Here is a 16,780-nt window from a genome sequence, read left to right on the forward strand (position 1 = left end):
CGCTCCTCGGTGCGTGGGGGGTCAGAGGGAGAGGGGACCGATGCGGTACAGGACTTCGGGGTCGTGGGGCCCGTCCGGGCCGTTCGGGAACTGCCCCGACCCGAACAGCACCTCGCGCTCGACCTGTGCGCCGTGGCGGGCGGCGTAGGAGGTGAAGAGACGCTCGGAGGCGGTGTTGCCGGGGGTGATGGTGGTCTCGATCCCGCTGATCGTCCGCTCCCGGGCGACCCGCGCCGTCAGTCCGTCGAGCAGGGCCGCGGCCAGCCCGCGTCCGCGGTGCGAGGCGTCGACGGCGACCTGCCAGACGAGCAGGGTGTCCGGGCGCTCGGGCCGGACGTACCCGGTGACGAAACCGACGGGGCGCCCCGTCGGGTCCGCCGTGTCACGCGCGACCACCGAGGTGCCGGCGAAGTCGCGGCACCACAGCAGATAGCTGTACGAGGAGTTCAGGTCGAGGGTTTCGGAGTCCTTGGCGATGCGCCAGAGGGCGGCCCCGTCGGCCACCTCCGGACGGTCGATCCGAAGGCCCTCTGGTATTTCCAGGAATTCCGCTGGCAGGTCTGTCTGTGCGGCGGTCATGCGGATTGAATTTACCCATGGAAATTGAAAAATGCATCGTCGACGGGGGTTACATGCAGGGCGGTCCTGTGTTATCCCGTGGCCGTCCGTGCCTACTTGGAGGCCGTCGAAAGATTCAGGTGTGTCCGTATATTACGGAAGGAAACGGACGTCCTGTGGAGTGTGTCACAACGATGTAATGTCCATGAGACCTGCCCGAATCACGCCGATCGGCGTTCGCGAAATATTTGCGTTTAGTGGCTTGGAAAGCGGGCAGAAGGACATGAAAACCTGCGCCGAATTAATATCCGAATAGGCGGGCGGCGCGCGGCGGGTGAAGTGAATGCGTGTCGTGTCGGATTCGTGAAGACGTCGCCGGACATCGCCGGACATCGTGCGGGAACGGGGCGGGGCGGTGTGCCCGGACGAGTGTCCGGGCACACCGCCCCGCGGGCGCCCTCCCGGGTCGGATCCGCCGGGGCTCAGAGGCTGTGGGCGGTGATGTCGCCGTAGGCGGTGGTCGCCCGGACGGCCAGGCCCGCTCCGGCGCCCGCGGTGTTCCGGAGGGTGTTGTGGACCCGGCCGTAGCCGGTACCGGCGTCCAGGGACGCGGAGACGCCGTGGGCCGCGCCGATCGAGATGCCGCCGTGCTCGGTGCGCAGGGTGACCGCGCCGCGCACCGCCTCGGCGACGCGGATGTCGCCCTGCCGGGTGGTGATCTCGGCGGCGCCGTCCAGGCGGCCGACGGAGACGTCGCCGGCGAGCAGGGTGAGGCGGGCGCTCCCGGCCTCGTCGAGGTCGACCGTGGCCTGTCCGCCCTCGAAGACGACGTCGCCGAGCCGTCCGACGCCCCTGAGGTCGGCGCCGGGCGCCTTCGCCTCGATCCGGGAGCCGGCGGGGAGGTGGACCGTCACGTCGAGGGAGCCGGAAGCGCCGAGGATCCGGTTCTCCGTGGCCGCGGTCTCGATTCGCAGGACCCCGCCGGAGCAGGTGACCTCGGTCCGCTCGGCGGCCTTGACGTCGCGCCCCCTGGAGGCGTCGAGGGGCAGGATCTCGACCGTGGTGTCGGCCCGGTCGGCGGCGATCAGGCGGACGCGTCCCGCGGGGATGTCGAGGACGGCCGAGACGGGGGCGGGGGTGTCGAACTTCTGCATGGCGCGCTCCTTGTCCTCGGCGCGGGCTTCCGATGCCCGCGCTGTTTCTGATAGTGGAAACGCTACGTTGCATTAATCGAATCGGCAATAGTGTCGTTGCGCATGACTGTGATAATTACAGGTCAGAGCCGGTATTTCATTGCAATGACCTCAAGTGTAATGCAACGTCTGATCGTGGAGGCGTTGCAATGAAATGGAGGTGAACGCTATGCTGGGCCACACCACGGACCACGAAGGAGACCACGATGCCGGGAGGCAGACTCACCCAGCAGGAGCGGCAGCAGGTGGCACTGGGGCTGGCCGACGGGCTCGCCTACGCGGAGATCGCCAGGCGTCTCGACCGGCCGACCTCGACCATCACCCGGGAGGTCATGCGCAACGGTGGTCCGACCGCGTACCGCGCCGATCTCGCCCACCGCGCCACCGAACGCCGCGCCGCCCGCCGCAGGCAGAGTGCGCCGCAGGGCCCGGAGGCGCCTCCGCAGCGGCATGGGCGGGACCCCGAGGCGGTGCGCGAGTACGAGGAGACGTTCACCACCGTCATCATGGCCTCGGGCATGTCCAAGATGATGTCCCGGGTGCTGGCCTGCCTCTGCATCAGCGACTCGGGCAGCCTCACCGCGGCCGAACTCGTCCAGCGCCTCCAGGTCAGTCCGGCGTCCGTCTCCAAGGCGATCGCGTTCCTGGAGAGCCAGGGCCTCGTCCGCCGTGAGCGCGACGAGCGCCGTCGCGAGCGCTACATCGTCGACGACGACATCTGGTACCAGTCGATGATGGCCAGCGCCCGGTCCACCGCCCAGCTCGTCGAGACCACCCGGCAGGGCGTCCAGGTGCTCGGCCCGGGCACCCCGGCCGCCACCCGCCTGGAGAACATCTCCCGCTTCCTCGACTTCGTCTCCGAGAGCATCGCCCGCGCCGCCGAACAGGCCCGCGACATCCTCCACGCGAAGCCCGAACCGCCCGCCGAGCAGCCGGCCCGCCCGGCTTCCGGGGCAGGGGACGAAGGCAAGGGCGGGAGGGAAGCGTAGGTACGGCGGAGCCGGGCCGGACGGCCGGGCCCCGGACCCCGGAATCCGGGGCGGGCCACCGGCCCCGGGGTGCCGAGGTGGCTGCCTTCAGCCCCCCGGGTGTCGAGCTGGTCGCGGCCGGCCGGCTGTACGGTGCGCGTCGCAGGGGGACCGTCAGCCGTCAGCCGTCAGCCGTCAGCCGTCAGCCGTCAGCCGTCAGCCGTCAGCCGTCAGCCGTCAGCCGTCAGCCGTCAGCCGTCAGCCGTCAGCCGCAGGGCGGGCGGCGGACGGCGTGCACGCCCCCGTGCTACCCCCACACCTCCGTCACCGCGCGCCGGGCACCCTCGGGATCCACCGCGTGTCCGGACTCGGCCAGCGCGGTGCCGACGGCGGCGAGAGACGCCTGTACGACGTCCCGCGTCGCGTCGGGACCGTAGTGGTTGACGCGGATCATCTCCTTCGCCAGCGCGCCCCCGCCCGCGACCAGCGGCAGCGCCGGGTCCGCCGCCAGCGCTCGGGCGACGACCGCCGTCGCGTCCGCCCCGGCCGGCACGCGCAGGGTCGTCGCGACCGGCGCCGCGTCCCGCGCCCGGTACACATACGGTTCGAGCCCTCCGCCGAGTGCCTCCGCTCCCGCCCGCGTCGCCGCGGCGGCCGTGGCGTGCCGGTTCATCACCGCGTCGAGACCCTCGGCCTCGATCCGCTCGACACACGCCTCCAGTGCCAGCATCTCCAGCTGGGCCGGCGCGTGCAGCAGCGCCTTGCGCCCGCCGTCGACCCACCTCTCCTTCCAGTCCAGCAAGGACAGGTAGGACCGCCGCGGTGCCCGGGGGTTCGCGGCCATCCGCGACCAGGCCCGCTCGCTCACGGACACGGCCGACACACCGGCCGGGCCGCCCATCGCCTTCTGCGCCCCGATCACGCACAGGTCGACTGCCCAGGCGTCGGGCAGCACCGGCTCCGCGCCGATCGACGCGACGGCGTCCAGGTAGAACAGGGCGCCGTGCTCGCGCACCACCTCGCCGATCTCGGCGACGGGGTTCGTGTTGCCGGTCGCGGCCTCCGCGTGCACCAGGGAGACGAAGTCGATCGACGGGTGCTCGGCGAAGGCGTCCCGCACCTGAGCGGCCGTCGCCGCGGCATGGAACGGCACCGCGAGGTCGACGACCGTGGCCCCGCAGTCCCGCAGCCAGTCCCCGAAGGTCTGTCCGTACGGCCCGGTGATCACGTTGAGCGCCGTGGTGCCGGGCCCGGCGGTGCCGCGGATCGCGCCCTCCAGCGGCAGCAGCGCCTCGCCCTGGGTGATCACGACGTCCTGTTCGGTGGAGAGCAGCCGCGCCACGCGGTCCTCGATCGACGCGAAGTGCGCGGCGCTCAGCGGGGCGAGGTCCAGGAAGGGATGGGTCACGGCGTTGCTCTCTTCGCTCACGGGTTCCAATGCGCAGCTCCGAGCGTATCCGGCACCCCCGGACGCCCTGGAGCGCGGGCGGTGGCCCCGATGGCGCCGCGGCGGCCACGTCCCGTCCGGCGCCGGCCGCGCGGCGGCATCCGTGGCGCGTGTGTGCGCCGGGCCGTGACGGGGCAGGTGGGGACGGTGCCGGCCGGTCCACGGCGACCGTCGTACGGACGAGTGGACGGACGAGTGACGACGCCGGTCCGGTCAGGGGCCGAACGGTGCGGTCCGGCATGACTTCTCAGGCCGAAAGGTGCACCGACCATCGGATTGGTTTGAGTAGGTCAAACTTTTCCTTATAATCGGAAGCCTCTGTTCCCCCCACAGGAGGTCCCCCGTGAACCCGGTCCCCGGACGCCGTACGCGCATGCTGGCCGCCACCACCGCGACGGCCGGGCTCCTGCTCGTGGCCGGGTGCTCTTCGGGGGGCGGGGGCAAGACCACCGCCCACGGGGTGCCCCTGGTGAAGGCGGGGCAGCTCACGACGTGCACCCACCTCCCGTACCCGCCCTTCCAGTCGGAGATCGGCGGCAAGGTGCAGGGCTTCGACGTCTCGCTGATCGACCTGGTCGCCAAGAACCTCGGCGTGAAGCAGGACATCGTGGACACGCCCTTCGAGAACTTCAAGACGGGCGCCTTCCTCAACTCGGGGCAGTGCGACCTCGCCGCGGCGGGCATGACGATCACTCCGGAGCGCAAGAAGAACGTCGACTTCTCGGACCCCTACTTCGAGGCCACCCAGGCCGTCCTGGTCGACAGGAAGAGCGGCATCGACTCCCTCGCGGGTCTGAAGGCCAAGGGCAAGAAGCTCGGCGCCCAGGCGCAGACCACCGGTGAGGACTACGCGCGCAAGCAGGGCTTCGACCCGGTCTCCTTCGAGTCCTCCGACGCCGTGCTCAACGGTCTGCGCACCGGCCAGGTCCAGGCCGTCATCATCGACTACCCGGTCGTCCAGGGCTGGCTGAAGGACAAGGCCAACGCCGCCGCCTTCAAGGTGGTGGACAACCTCAACACCGGTGAGCAGTACGGGTTCACGGTGAAGAAGGGCAACACCAAGCTCGTCGCCGCCGTCAACACCGCGATCAAGGACGCGAAGGCGGACGGCACGTACAAGAAGCTGTACGAGAAGTGGATCGGCCCGTACGACGAGAGCGCCGCCACCGCCTCCCCGTCCGCGTCATGAGGGGCGGCGACGCACAGGCACAGCCCCGCAGGTCCGGTCTGACGCGGCGGCAGAAGCGCACGCTCTCGCGTGGCGCCCAGTACGTGCTCTTCGTCGCGGCCGTGATCGCCTTCGCGGCCACGGCCGACTGGGGACGGCTGAAGAACCAGTTCGCCCAGTGGGACCTGGTCCGGCAGATGTTCCCGGACGTCATCACGCTGGCGCTGAAGAACACCGTGCTCTACACGATGTCCGGCTTCGTCGTAGGTCTCGTGCTCGGCATGGTGATCGCCCTGATGAGGCTGTCGCCGGTGGGCCCCTACCGCTGGGTCGCCGGCATCTACATCGAGATCTTCCGGGGCCTTCCCGCCCTGCTGATCTTCGTCTTCGTGGGTGTCGCCGTGCCGCTGGCCTTCCCGGGCACGGAGATCCCCGGCGGCACGTACGGCAAGGTGGCGCTGGCCCTCGGTCTGGTCTCGGCGGCGTACATGGCCGAGACCATCCGCGCGGGCATCCAGGCGGTGCCCAAGGGCCAGATGGAGGCCGCCCGTTCGCTGGGCTTCTCGCACGCGAGGGCCATGGTCTCGATCGTCGTCCCGCAGGCGTTCCGCATCGTGATCCCGCCGCTCACCAACGAACTGGTCCTGCTCTTCAAGGACTCCTCGCTGGTGCTCTTCCTCGGCGTCACGCTGGAGGAGCGCGAACTCACCAAGTTCGGACGCGACCTGGCCAGCCAGACCGCCAACTCCACGCCGATCCTGGTCGCGGGCCTGTGTTATCTGCTGGTCACGATCCCGCTCGGATTCGTCGTCCGCCGTCTCGAGGCGAAGGCCGGGGAGGCCACCAAGTGAGCACGCCGGAGATCCAGGTGAAGGACCTGCACAAGTCCTTCGGTGACAACGAGGTGCTGCGCGGCATCGATCTCGAGATCGGCTCGGGTGAGGTGGTCTGCGTCATCGGGCCGTCCGGCTCCGGCAAGTCCACGCTGCTGCGCTGCGTGAACCTCCTGGAGGAACCCAGCAGGGGCCGGGTCGTCGTCGGCGGTACGGAGGTCACGGACCCCGATGTCGACATCGACGCGGTGCGCCGCCGTATCGGCATGGTCTTCCAGCAGTTCAACCTCTTCCCGCACCTGTCGGTGACCGAGAACCTCACGCTGCCGCAGCGCCGGGTGCTCGGGCGGGACAAGGAGGCGGCGGCGAAGGTGGCCGCGGAGAACCTCCGGCGGGTGGGCCTGTCGGAGAAGGCGGACGCCTATCCCGCCTCGCTCTCGGGGGGCCAGCAGCAGCGGGTGGCGATCGCCCGCGCGCTCGCCATGGGCCCGGAGGTGATGCTCTTCGACGAGCCCACCTCCGCCCTGGACCCCGAACTCGTCGGCGACGTGCTCGCGGTGATGCGCAGGCTGGCGAACGAGGGCATGACGATGATGGTCGTCACCCACGAGATGACGTTCGCGCGCGAGGTCGCCGACCGGGTGGTCTTCATGGACGGCGGGGTGATCGTCGAGGACGGCACCCCCGAGCAGGTCATCGGCAACCCGGGCAACGAGCGCACCCGGCACTTCCTCTCCCGGCTGCTGGACCCCGCGATGGCGGACGTCGAGGAGGAGACACCCGACCGGGCTGACGGGGAGGGCCGGCGCCCGAACTAGGGTGCAGTCCATGAGCGATCAGCCGGTGCTGCACGTGAAGGGGCGGGTGCTCGTCGGGCCCGACGAGGTCCGCGACGAACTCTGGGTCGTCGGTGGGAGGATCTCGTACGAGCGCCCCGCCGGCGCCCGTGACGTCCGCCGTGTCGAGGGCTGGGTGCTGCCCGGCCTCGTCGACGCGCACTGCCACGTCGGACTCGACCAGCACGGGCCCGTGCCCGACGAGGTCTCCGAGAAGCAGGCGCTGACCGACCGGGACGCGGGCACCCTGCTCGTCCGCGACGCGGGCTCGCCCTCCGACACCCGCTGGATCGACGACCGCCCCGATCTCCCGAAGATCATCCGCGCGGGCCGGCACATCGCCCGCACCCGCCGGTACATCCGCAACTACGCGCACGAGATCGAGCCGGAGGACCTGGTCGCGTACGTCGCCCGGGAGGCCCGGCGCGGCGACGGCTGGGTGAAACTGGTCGGCGACTGGATCGACCGCGGCACGGGCGACCTGGGCGCCTGCTGGCCCAGGGACGCCGTCGAGGCCGCGATCGCCGAGGCCCACCGGCTGGGCGCCCGCGTCACCGCGCACTGCTTCGCCGAGGACTCCCTGCGGGACCTGGTCGAGGCGGGCATCGACTGCGTCGAGCACGCGACCGGGCTGACCGAGGACACCATCCCGCTGTTCGCCGCGCACGGGGTCGCGATCGTGCCCACCCTCGTGAACATCGCGACCTTCCCGCGGCTCGCCGACGGCGGAGCCGCCAAGTTCCCGCGCTGGTCCGCGCACATGCGCCGGCTGTACGAGCGCCGGTACGACACCGTGCGCGCCGCCTACGACGCCGGCATCCAGGTCTACGTCGGTACGGACGCGGGCGGCACGCTCCCGCACGGGCTGGTCGCGGGGGAGGTCGCCGAGCTGGTGACCGCGGGCATCCCCCGGACCGAGGCGCTCTCCGCGACGACCTGGGGCGCCCGGCGATGGCTCGGCCGGCCGGGGCTCGACGAGGGGGCGCCGGCGGACCTGGTGGTGTACGAGGCGGATCCGCGCGCGGACGTACGGGTGCTGGGCGCTCCGCGTCTGGTGGTGCTGAACGGGCGGCCCGTCGGCTAGTGGGCGGTGACCTGGGTGTTCGGGTCGGCGCGTCCGGGTGTGGGTCGCCGGGCGACTCCCGTGCCGCGGGATTCGAATGGATTCACGGATACGCCACGTTGGAGTGAAGTCACGTCAGGTCGCTGCCCGTTCACTCTTAGTACGTAATTCTTTCCGGGTCCCAAGCTTTCTCTCCTGGGGGTCCCACCCTTGAACACCCATTCCTTCCGCATGCCCGCACGCCGGTTCACCGCCACCGCCGCGGCCACCGTCCTCGCCGCCGGTCCGGTGGTGCTGGCCGGTGCGGGCTCCGCGCACGCCACCGGCTCGAAGGGCCGGGCGAGCGCCGTCGTCCTGCGCACCGGGCTCGACGTGTCCCTGCTCAACAAGACGGTGAACGTCCCGCTGGCCGTCTCCCTCAACGAGGTGCAGGCGCCGCGGAGCGCCGAAAGCACGGCGCTGACGGCCCGGTTGGACGGTGTGGCGGGCGGCCGGCCCTTCAGCGTGCTGCGCGCGGAGGCCGCCGGCGCCAAGGCGACGGTGACGCCGACGAAGGCCGAGGCGACCACGAACCTCGCGCACGCCAGGGTCCATGTCCCCGGACTCCCGCTGCTCTCCCTGGTCGAGCTCTCGCAGGTCACCTCGACGGCGACCTGCGAGGCGGGCCGGAAGCCGGTCGCCTCGACGAACGTGCTGGGCGCGGTGACGGTCCTCGGAAAGAGGATCAGGGTCACGGCGGGCGGTCCCTCGGAGGTGAAGGTGCCAGGGGTCGGCGACGTCCGTATCGACTTCTCCAAGGCGCAGGCCTCGTCCGATACGGCGGCCGCGTCCGCGCTCGTCCTCAAGGTGTCCATCAACCCGTTGAAGCTGAACGTGGCCGAGGTGGAGGGGACGCTGACCCTCGCGGGTGTCTCGTGCGAGGCGCCCGCCGCGCCGGTACAGGAGGGCGGCGGGGGCGCGCCCGTCTCCGAGGTGACGCCCCAGGGGGCGCCCGCGAAGGAGGCGCCGGCGAAGGCGCCCGCGAAGGCGCCCGCGAAGACGGAGGCGGGGTTGGCCGAGACCGGGGGGTCGTCGTCCACGCCGTACGTCGTGGGGAGTGGGGTGGTGCTGCTGGCCGCGGGTGCGGGGGCGGTCGCCCTGGGGCGACGCCGTACGCGACCCTGACGCGGGGGTTTTCGACGGGTGCGGGTGGGCGGGGGCTGGTCGCGCAGTTCCCCGCGCCCCTGGGGGACGGGGCTGCGCCCCTGTCCCCGGGAGTCTTCGGGTGCGGGTGGGTGGGGGTTGAGCGTGCGGTTCCTCGCGCCCCTGGGGGACGGGGTTGCGCCCCTGTCCCTCGGGTCAGCGGCCTGCTCCCGTCATCGCTCGGTCCAGGGCCTGTAGGAAGCCGTTGACGGTGGTGCGGTCCCGGACCGCCAGGCGCAGCCACTGTTTTCCCAGCCCGGGGAACGTGTCCCCGCGCCGCACCGCGAACCCCAGTCCCCGCAAGCGCTCCCGCACCGCCTCCGCCCGAGGCAGCCGCACCAGGACGAACGGGCCGTCCGCGGGCTCCACGACCCGCAGTCCGTCGGGTTCGAACTCGCGGAGTCCCGCCACCAGATGGGCCCGGTCCGCGGCGACCCGCCGGGCCGCGTGACCGGCCTCCGCGAGCGCTCGGGGCGACACACAGGCCTCGGCCGCGACGAGCGCGGGCGTGGACACCGGCCACAGCGGCTGCGCCCGCGACAGTTCCTCCACGGTCCCGGGGTCGGCGAGGAGGTAGCCGATCCGCAGGCCGGCCAGCCCCCAGGTCTTCGTGAGGCTGCGCAGGACGACCAGTCCGGGCACGTCCGTCCGGCCGGCCAGCGCCTCGCGTTCTCCCGGCACCGCGTCCATGAACGCCTCGTCGACGACCAACGTCCGCCCCGGCCGGGCGAGTTCGACGAGAGACCCGGCGGGGTGCAGGACCGACGTCGGATTGGTCGGGTTCCCGATCACGACGAGGTCCGCGTCCTCCGGCACCGCTCCGGGATCCAGCCGGAAGCCGTCCTCCTCGCGCAGCACCACCCGGTCGACGGAGTGCCCCGCGTCCCGCAGCGCGGCTTCCGGTTCGGTGAACTGCGGGTGGACCACCACGGGCTGACGGACCTTCAGCCCGCGCGCGAGCAGCACGAAGGCCTCGGCGGCGCCCGCGGTCAGCAGCACCCGCTCCACCGGCAGCCCGTGCCGAGCCGCCACCGCGGCCCGCGCGTCCCGCCCGTCCGGATAGGCGGCGAGTCCGCCCAGCGAGGCGGCGATCCGCTCCCGCAGCCACTCCGGAGGCGTGTCCGCGCGGACGTTCACCGCGAGGTCGGTGAGCACCGCCCCGCCGTCCCGCACCTCGGCGTCGCCGTGGTGGCGCAGGTCGTGCCCGTCCGCCCCGGCGCGCCCGGGGTCCCCGGCGTCGTCAGTGCGCATGGGAGGGGGAGTGGGCGGGACCGTCGTGGTGGTGCCCGTGATGCCCGTCGTGGTGGTGGCCGTCGTCGTCCGGATGGAAGTGCGGCTGCTGGGGGAGTCCCACCTTGTCCTCGAAGCCGGGCAGCGCGATGCGGTAGACGCAGGAGTCGCAGTTCATCCGCAGATCCCCCCGCACGGCCTCCCGGTACCGCTCCATGACCAGGTCGAGCAGCTCCGGTTCGGGACCGATGACGTCGGCCGAACGCACCTCGACGTCGGGGTGCGCTGCGGCCCAGCCCTCGGTCTGCTGCCGCACCCGGTCCGGCAGGACGCCCGTGAACAGGAAGTAGGGCAGGACGACGATCCGGCGGGCGCCGAGCCGCACACAGCGGTCCAGGCCCGACGGCACGTCCGGCGCGGCCAGCGACACGAACGCCGTCTCCACCCCCGCGTACCCGCGTCCCTCCCACAGCAGCCGCGCCGCCTTGTGCACCTCGGCGTTGGCGTCCGGGTCGGTGGACCCCCGCCCGACGAGCAGCACCGTGACATCGGCCCGGTCCGCGGGGGTACGGGCCGTGCCGCCGAGGACCTCGTCGAGCCGCCGCTCCAGGACCGCGAGCAGCGACGGGTGCGGGCCCAGCGGACGCCCGTACGTGTAGGAGATGCCGGGGTGCCGTTCCTTCTCACGGGCCAGGGCGGCCGGGATGTCGCCCTTGGCGTGCCCGGCGGACACCAGCATCAGCGGGACGGCGGCGAACCGGCGTACGCCCCGGTCGACCAACTCGCCCACCGCTTCGGCGAGCGGGGGCGGCGACAGCTCGATGAAGCCGCCCGCCACGGGCAGTTCGGGGTGGCGGTGTGCCAACTCCCGCACGAAGGCGCGGAAGGCCTCGGCTCCGGCCGCGTCCCGGGTGCCGTGTCCGGCGATGAGCAGGGCGGGGGGCGGGGTGGTCACGATGTCTCCTTCGGTACGGGGTGGTACAGCAGGGCGTTGAGCGCGGCGGCGGCGACCGCCGAACCGCCCTTCTCGGACACGTTGCTGACAGCGGGCAGTCCGCTCTCGCGCAGCGCGGCCTTGGACTCGGCCGCCCCGACGAAGCCGACGGGCAGACCGATGACGAGCGCCGGGTCGGCGTGCAGGGTGAGGAGTTCCTCCAGGGCGGTCGGCGCGCAGCCGATCACCCAGAGCGCGCCGGGGCCGACGTCCTCGTACGCGAGCCGGACCGCGTGTGCGGACCGGGTGAGCCCGGGGCCGGACCTGGCGTCCCTCAGACGGCAGACGGTGTCCCGGCGGGTGATGCCCGCCGCGACCATCTCGACGTCCACCACGACCGGCGCGCCGGCGTGCAGCGCGGTGTGCGCCCTGACCAGGGTGTTCTCGTCGGTGACGAGGTCGTTCGCGTAGTCGAGGTCCGCCGCGGAGTGGACGACCCGCTCCACGACGGCACGTGTCAGCGGCGGGAAGTGCGAGGTGTCCAGGCGCGCGCGCAGCCGCCGGAAGGACTCCTGCTCGATGGGGTGGACGACCCGGGGCTCCGGGAAGACCTGGCTCACTCGGCTCACTTGGGCTCCTCCTGCCAGCGGTAGCCGCGGGGCGTCACCATGCGCCCGGCGATCTCGCGGGTCGCCGTGTTGCCCACGGTCACCACGGTCATCATGTCCACCGTCGCGGGATCGAGTCCCCCGAGAGTGGTGAGGCGGCTGCTCTCGTCGGGGCGGGAGGCGTTGCGGACGACACCCACCGGCGTCGTCGGCTCCCGGTGGGCGGAGAGGATCGCGAGGGCCTTCGGGAGCTGCCAGTCGCGGCCCCGGCTGCGGGGGTTGTAGAACGTCACGACGATGTCGGCCTCGGCCGCCGCCCGCACCCGTCGCTCGATGACGTCCCAGGGGGTGTGGAGGTCGGAGAGGCTGACCGAGACGTGGTCGTGGCCGAGGGGTGCGCCGAGGATCGCCGCCGCCGCGAGCGCGGCGGTCACCCCGGGCACCCCGACCACGTCGATGTCGTCGGAGGCCTCGGCCAGCGCGGGGGAGGCCATGGCGTACACGCCCGCGTCGCCGCTGCCGATCAGGGCGACGGCCTGTCCGCGCCGGGCCTCGGCCACCGCCGTGCGGGCCCGCTCCTCCTCGGCGCCGAGCCCCGACTCCAGGACGCGGGTGCCGGGCCGCAGCAGATCGCGGATCTGGTCGACGTACTGGTCGAGCCCGACGAGCACCGAGGCGCGGCGCAGCTCCTCCCTGGCCCGCGGGGTCAGCAGGTCACGGGCGCCGGGGCCGAGCCCGACCACCGCCAGCCGGCCGCGCGCCGGGCGGCGTACGACCGCGACCGTGGCCATCGCGGGCCGGCCGTCGGCCCGCACGGACTTCCGCTTGGGGACGAGGAGTTCACCACCGCGTACCAGGGCGGCGGCCTCCGCCACGGACGGGGTGCCCACGGCGGCGAGCGGCGCCCCGGAGGGGTTCGGCACGTCCACCGCGGTCAACTCGGCGGCCGGGTGGGTGACCAGGGGCACCCCGAGCCGCGCCGCGGCCCCGACGATGCCGGGCTCCTCCGACTTGGCGTCGACGGTGGCGAGTTCGGCGACGGACCGGGCGGACAGCCCGGCGTCGCGCAGGGCGTCCTCGACGAGCCCGGCCACCTCGTCCACCGTGGCGCCCTTCGAGGCCCCCACGCCGACGACGAGGGAGGGCGGGCGGAGGAGCACCAGGCCTTCGGCGGGCGGCACGAGCCGGTCGGTGACCCGGACCGTGCGGGAGCCCTCCGCGCTCAGCGGCAGCGCGGGCAGCGGCCAGGCCGACTCGGCGTCCAGGCCCACCGGTTCACCGTCCAGCAGGGCCCGGGTCACCCCGGCGACGTCCCCTTCCACGGGCAGGCCCAGGGTGTCCAGGCCGGGTATCCCCACGGCGTCCGTCGCCGTCGTCACCACGGGCTCGGCGTCGAGCAACCCGCCGACCTCGCGCGCCAGTTCGTTCGCCCCGCCGCCGTGCCCCCCGACCAGGGAGACGGCGAACCGGCCCGCCTCGTCGACACACACGACCCCGGGGTCGGCCGTCTTGTCGCCCAGCAGCGGGGCGATCAGCCGCACCACCGCGCCCGTGGCGAGGAAGCAGACCAGTTGGTCGCACTCCAGGAAGGCGCGCCGCACGGCGTCCCCGACGGACCCGGCGGAGGCGCCGTCCGCCGCGGGCCCGCCCCCGCCGGACCCGTCGTACACCCGGGTACGGTCGGGCCAGGCCGCGACCAGCCGGTCACGGGCCGCCGCGCCCGCCGCCGTGGCGGAAATCAGGCCGATCACTGGGGAACTCCTTCGGTACGGGCCGGAGGCCGGACGCCCCACAGCAGGAAGACGGGATTGGTGGCCGCGAGCCGGGTGACGTTCCCCGGCAGCGGCGCAAGCCGAGAGGACTGCAGGAGCACCCCGTCGCAGGCGAACCCGGCGGCGTCGAGCGCCTCCCGGGCGGCCGGTACCCGGTCCAGGGCGGCCATCGCCACGACGACGGCCCGCCGGGCGCGCCGCGCGCAGGCCGTCACGATGGCGGGCAGCTCGCGCCCTCCGCCGCCGATGAAGACGGCGTCGGGATCGTCCAGACCGGCCAGCGCGGCGGGCGCCGCCCCCTGCACCACCCGCACCTCGACGCCGTGCGCAGCGGCGTTGGCCCGGATCCGGTCGCAGCCGTCCCGGGTCTTCTCGACCGCGGTGACGGCGGCACCGAACCGCGCGCACTCGACGGCGACGGACCCGGAGCCCGCCCCGACGTCCCAGACCAGGTCGCCGAGGCGGGGCCCGATCCGGGCCAGCGCGAGGGCCCGTACCTCGAACTTGCTGATCATGGAGTCGCGGTGGGTGAACTCGCTCTCGTCCAGGGCCCACCGGTCGGGCCCGGCGGCCGGTCCGGCGACCGTCCGCGCGGGAGCGAGGACACGCGACGCGTCCAGGCACAGGACGACGCTGACCGCCGTGCCCCAGTCGCGGGCCGCGGCCTCGGCGGGCGTCACCCGCTCCACCCGTTCGTGCGCGGGGTCGCCGAGGGCGCTCGCCACGACGAGGACGCGTGCGCCGGTGCCGTGGGCGAGGGCGGCGCCGAGTTCGGCCGGACCGGAGCCGGGACCGGTCAGCACCGCCACCTTCGGGCGGGTCCGGCAGACGTGGACGGCCGTGCGCAGGTCGCGGCCGTGGGCGCTCACCACCACGGCGTCGTCCCACGGCAGTCCGAGCCGCGCGAAGGCGGTCGCGACCGACGAGACACCGGGCCGGACGTCCAGCCGCTCCGGCCCGAACCGCTCCGCCAGCGCCCGGACGATGCCGAAGAACCCGGGGTCGCCGGAGGCCAGCACCACGACCCGGCCGTCGCGCCCCCCGTCCGTGCCGGAGGCGCCGTCCGCACCCGCCACGCCTCCCGTGACCCCGGCGCCCTCCGCGGGGTCCCTCCGCCCGGTCCTCGCCAGGTACCGCTCGACGGTGTCGAGGGCGGGGGCGAGGGGGCCGAGCACGACCTGTCCGGTGTCAGCGGGCAGCCGTGCGGCCGCCAGATGGCGCCGGGCACCCACGACCAGCCCGGCCCGCGCCACGGCGTCCTCGGCGTCCGGAGGCAGCGGCGCCCCCGTCCCCGTACCGACGACGGTGATCACGACGTACTGTCGCGCCGCGCCGCACGCAGCTCGGCGCGGGCCCGCGGGTCGGCCCGGCGGAAGCCGTGGAAGTGGCCCGGGTGGTAGAGGTGCGAGCGGGTGCCGCTGGCGTCGAGCGCCGGACCGACCAGGAACAGCGTGTGCTTCCAGAGCTTGTGCTCCTTGACCGTCTCCTCCAGCGTCCCGATCGTGCACCGGACGACCAGCTCCTCCGGCCAGGTCGCCTGGTACGCGACCACGACCGGCGTCGAGGTCGGATAGCCGCCCTCCAGCAGCTCCCGGACGAGCTGGCCGCTGCGGGCCGCCGACAGGAACAGCGCCATCGTCGTCCCGTGCCGGGCGAACTCGCGCACCTCCTCACCGGGCGGCATCGGCGTCTTGCCGCCGCCGAGCCGGGTGAGGATCACGGACTGCGCGACCTCGGGGATCGTCAGCTCGCGGCGGGCCAGCGCGGCCACCGCGGAGAAGGAGGACACACCGGGCACGATCTCGGTCTCGACGTCCAGGTCCGCGCACCGGTCGAGCTGCTCCTGCGTGCCGCCCCACAGGGAAGGGTCACCGGAGTGGATCCGGGCCACCTTCAGGCCCTCGCGGGCGGCGCGCTCGTACACGGCCACGACGTCCTCCAGGGACATCGTCGCCGAGTCCAGGATCTCCGCGCCCTTGCGCGCGTGTTCGAGAACCTCGGCCTGCACCAGGCTGGCCGCCCAGATCACGACGTCGGCCTCGGCGATCGCGCGCGCGGCGCGGAACGTCAGCAGGTCGGCGGCGCCGGGCCCGGCCCCGACGAAGGTCACCTTGCCGGTGGGGGCATCGGCCATGGGAATCGGTCCTCTCCTACGAAAAATCGGGTGCTGCGACAGGATTTCGGCGGCCTGATCGGTGGCCGCCCGGCCGTTGGACATGCGGGACCGGGGCCCGATCGGATAGCAAGGGCGTATGGCGGTCCTCGTCGCGCTCGGCGCGTTCCTGATGACGCTGGCCGGCGGATGGACGGCACAGCGGGTGACCGACCGCCGTCATCTGGTGCTCGGCCTGGCCGGCGGCCTGATGCTGGGGGTGGTCGGCCTGGACCTCCTGCCGGAGGCGCTGCGCACCGCGGGCCAGGAGGTCTTCGGCGTACCGGCCGCCCTGCTGCTGTTCGTCGCGGGGTTCCTCCTCGCCCATCTGGTCGAACGGCTGCTGGCCGCCCGGCAGGCCGCGCACGGCGGTGAGGAGTGCGCCGGCCGGGCGCCGGAGGTGGGTCTGACGGCGGCCGCCGCGATGGTCGGCCACAGCGCCATGGACGGCGTCGCGATCGGCGCCGCCTTCCAGGTGGGCGGCGGCATGGGGCTGGCGGTCGCGCTCGCGGTGGTCGCCCACGACTTCGCGGACGGCTTCAACACCTACACGATCACCAGCCTGTACGGGAACGCGCGCCGCAAGGCGGTCACCATGCTGGTCGCCGACGCGGCGGCCCCGGTCGTCGGCGCCGCGTCCACGCTCTTCGTCACCATCCCGGTGGACCTGCTCGGCGGCTATCTCGGCCTCTTCGGCGGCGTGCTCCTGTACCTCGCCGCCGCCGAGATCCTGCCCGAGGCGCACCACGAGCACCCGGCCCGCTCGACCCTGCTGTTCACGGTCGGCGGCGCGGCCTTCATCTGGCTGGTGGTGGGACTCGCCGGAACGGGATGAC

At 73.2% G+C, this 16,780-nt stretch carries 16 protein-coding genes; 7 read left to right on the forward strand and 9 right to left on the reverse strand.

What is annotated here, in order from left to right; translation table 11 throughout:
- Positions 1 to 21 precede the first annotated feature (21 nt).
- Both ectA and OG776_RS31105 read right to left on the reverse strand, forming a co-directional pair.
- Positions 22 to 579, reverse strand: coding sequence for a diaminobutyrate acetyltransferase (ectA, locus tag OG776_RS31100; RefSeq protein ID WP_148007482.1), 558 nt, complete (start codon positions 577 to 579; stop codon positions 22 to 24).
- 461 nt (positions 580 to 1,040) lie between these two features.
- A complete protein-coding gene (locus tag OG776_RS31105; protein WP_148007483.1) occupies positions 1,041 to 1,712 on the reverse strand; it encodes a DUF4097 family beta strand repeat-containing protein in 672 nt (223 codons plus the stop codon).
- Positions 1,713 to 1,957: 245 nt separating this feature from the next.
- Here OG776_RS31105 and OG776_RS31110 point away from each other — a divergent pair, with 245 nt between their 5' ends.
- Positions 1,958 to 2,740 (forward strand): GbsR/MarR family transcriptional regulator, encoded by a 783-nt coding sequence (locus OG776_RS31110; protein WP_148007484.1) that lies wholly within the window; start codon positions 1,958 to 1,960, stop codon positions 2,738 to 2,740.
- Between the two features lie 286 nt (positions 2,741 to 3,026).
- Here OG776_RS31110 and OG776_RS31115 read toward each other — a convergent pair whose 3' ends face one another.
- Positions 3,027 to 4,148, reverse strand: a complete 1,122-nt coding sequence (locus OG776_RS31115; protein WP_261994392.1) for a pyridoxal-phosphate-dependent aminotransferase family protein — start codon at positions 4,146 to 4,148, stop codon at positions 3,027 to 3,029.
- Between the two features lie 361 nt (positions 4,149 to 4,509).
- Here OG776_RS31115 and OG776_RS31120 point away from each other — a divergent pair, with 361 nt between their 5' ends.
- The 5 genes from OG776_RS31120 (at position 4,510) to OG776_RS31140 (ending at position 9,230) form a co-directional block, all read left to right on the forward strand.
- Positions 4,510 to 5,355, forward strand: coding sequence for a transporter substrate-binding domain-containing protein (locus OG776_RS31120; protein WP_148007485.1), 846 nt, complete (start codon positions 4,510 to 4,512; stop codon positions 5,353 to 5,355).
- A complete protein-coding gene (locus tag OG776_RS31125; protein ID WP_148007486.1) occupies positions 5,352 to 6,185 on the forward strand; it encodes an amino acid ABC transporter permease in 834 nt (277 codons plus the stop codon). Before OG776_RS31120 ends, OG776_RS31125 begins: the two co-directional genes overlap by 4 nt.
- Positions 6,182 to 6,985, forward strand: a complete 804-nt coding sequence (locus OG776_RS31130) for an amino acid ABC transporter ATP-binding protein (protein WP_148007487.1) — start codon at positions 6,182 to 6,184, stop codon at positions 6,983 to 6,985. The genes OG776_RS31125 and OG776_RS31130 overlap by 4 nt, the downstream gene beginning before the upstream one ends.
- Positions 6,986 to 6,995: 10 nt before the next feature.
- On the forward strand, positions 6,996 to 8,087 hold the full coding sequence (locus OG776_RS31135) for an amidohydrolase family protein (RefSeq protein ID WP_148007488.1): 1,092 nt from the start codon (positions 6,996 to 6,998) through the stop codon (positions 8,085 to 8,087).
- Positions 8,088 to 8,276: 189 nt separating this feature from the next.
- Positions 8,277 to 9,230, forward strand: a complete 954-nt coding sequence (locus tag OG776_RS31140; RefSeq protein ID WP_148007489.1) for an SCO1860 family LAETG-anchored protein — start codon at positions 8,277 to 8,279, stop codon at positions 9,228 to 9,230.
- Positions 9,231 to 9,404: 174 nt separating this feature from the next.
- On the opposite strand, the gene cobC is transcribed toward OG776_RS31140, so the two are convergent.
- From cobC to cobM, 6 genes are read right to left on the reverse strand one after another with little or no spacing between them, the layout of a single operon-like run.
- Entirely contained in the window at positions 9,405 to 10,499 is a 1,095-nt protein-coding gene (cobC, locus tag OG776_RS31145) for an Rv2231c family pyridoxal phosphate-dependent protein CobC (protein ID WP_148007490.1), read from the reverse strand.
- Complete coding sequence (locus tag OG776_RS31150; RefSeq protein ID WP_148007491.1) at positions 10,489 to 11,433, reverse strand: sirohydrochlorin chelatase; 945 nt, start codon at positions 11,431 to 11,433, stop codon at positions 10,489 to 10,491. Before OG776_RS31150 ends, cobC begins: the two co-directional genes overlap by 11 nt.
- A complete protein-coding gene (locus OG776_RS31155; RefSeq protein ID WP_148008117.1) occupies positions 11,430 to 12,032 on the reverse strand; it encodes a precorrin-8X methylmutase in 603 nt (200 codons plus the stop codon). The genes OG776_RS31150 and OG776_RS31155 overlap by 4 nt, the downstream gene beginning before the upstream one ends.
- Before the next feature lie 5 nt (positions 12,033 to 12,037).
- Complete coding sequence (gene cobJ, locus OG776_RS31160; protein WP_329322899.1) at positions 12,038 to 13,771, reverse strand: precorrin-3B C(17)-methyltransferase; 1,734 nt, start codon at positions 13,769 to 13,771, stop codon at positions 12,038 to 12,040.
- On the reverse strand, positions 13,768 to 15,105 hold the full coding sequence (gene cbiE, locus OG776_RS31165) for a precorrin-6y C5,15-methyltransferase (decarboxylating) subunit CbiE (RefSeq protein ID WP_148007493.1): 1,338 nt from the start codon (positions 15,103 to 15,105) through the stop codon (positions 13,768 to 13,770). Before cbiE ends, cobJ begins: the two co-directional genes overlap by 4 nt.
- The gene (gene cobM / locus OG776_RS31170) at positions 15,102 to 15,926 is read right to left on the reverse strand and encodes a precorrin-4 C(11)-methyltransferase (RefSeq protein WP_148007494.1); all 825 of its coding nucleotides are present in this window, start codon (positions 15,924 to 15,926) and stop codon (positions 15,102 to 15,104) included. Before cobM ends, cbiE begins: the two co-directional genes overlap by 4 nt.
- A gap of 118 nt (positions 15,927 to 16,044) precedes the next feature.
- Here cobM and OG776_RS31175 point away from each other — a divergent pair, with 118 nt between their 5' ends.
- A complete protein-coding gene (locus OG776_RS31175) occupies positions 16,045 to 16,779 on the forward strand; it encodes a ZIP family metal transporter (protein WP_148007495.1) in 735 nt (244 codons plus the stop codon).
- The last annotated feature ends 1 nt before the right edge of the window (position 16,780 follow it).

The sequence above is a fragment of the Streptomyces sp. NBC_01689 genome, assembly GCF_036250675.1.
Lineage (GTDB): Bacteria > Actinomycetota > Actinomycetes > Streptomycetales > Streptomycetaceae > Streptomyces.

Excerpts from the sequence above, each read along its gene's own strand:
- cobM (WP_148007494.1), bottom strand. The coding sequence starts at position 15,926 with ATGGCCGATGCCCCCACCGGCAAGGTGACCTTCGTCGGGGCCGGGCCC.
- OG776_RS31110 (WP_148007484.1), top strand. The coding sequence starts at position 1,958 with ATGCCGGGAGGCAGACTCACCCAGCAGGAGCGGCAGCAGGTGGCACTG.
- cobC (WP_148007490.1), bottom strand. The coding sequence starts at position 10,499 with ATGCGCACTGACGACGCCGGGGACCCCGGGCGCGCCGGGGCGGACGGG.
- ectA (WP_148007482.1), bottom strand. The coding sequence starts at position 579 with ATGACCGCCGCACAGACAGACCTGCCAGCGGAATTCCTGGAAATACCA.
- OG776_RS31175 (WP_148007495.1), top strand. The coding sequence starts at position 16,045 with ATGGCGGTCCTCGTCGCGCTCGGCGCGTTCCTGATGACGCTGGCCGGC.
- OG776_RS31135 (WP_148007488.1), top strand. The coding sequence starts at position 6,996 with ATGAGCGATCAGCCGGTGCTGCACGTGAAGGGGCGGGTGCTCGTCGGG.
- OG776_RS31105 (WP_148007483.1), bottom strand. The coding sequence starts at position 1,712 with ATGCAGAAGTTCGACACCCCCGCCCCCGTCTCGGCCGTCCTCGACATC.
- OG776_RS31125 (WP_148007486.1), top strand. The coding sequence starts at position 5,352 with ATGAGGGGCGGCGACGCACAGGCACAGCCCCGCAGGTCCGGTCTGACG.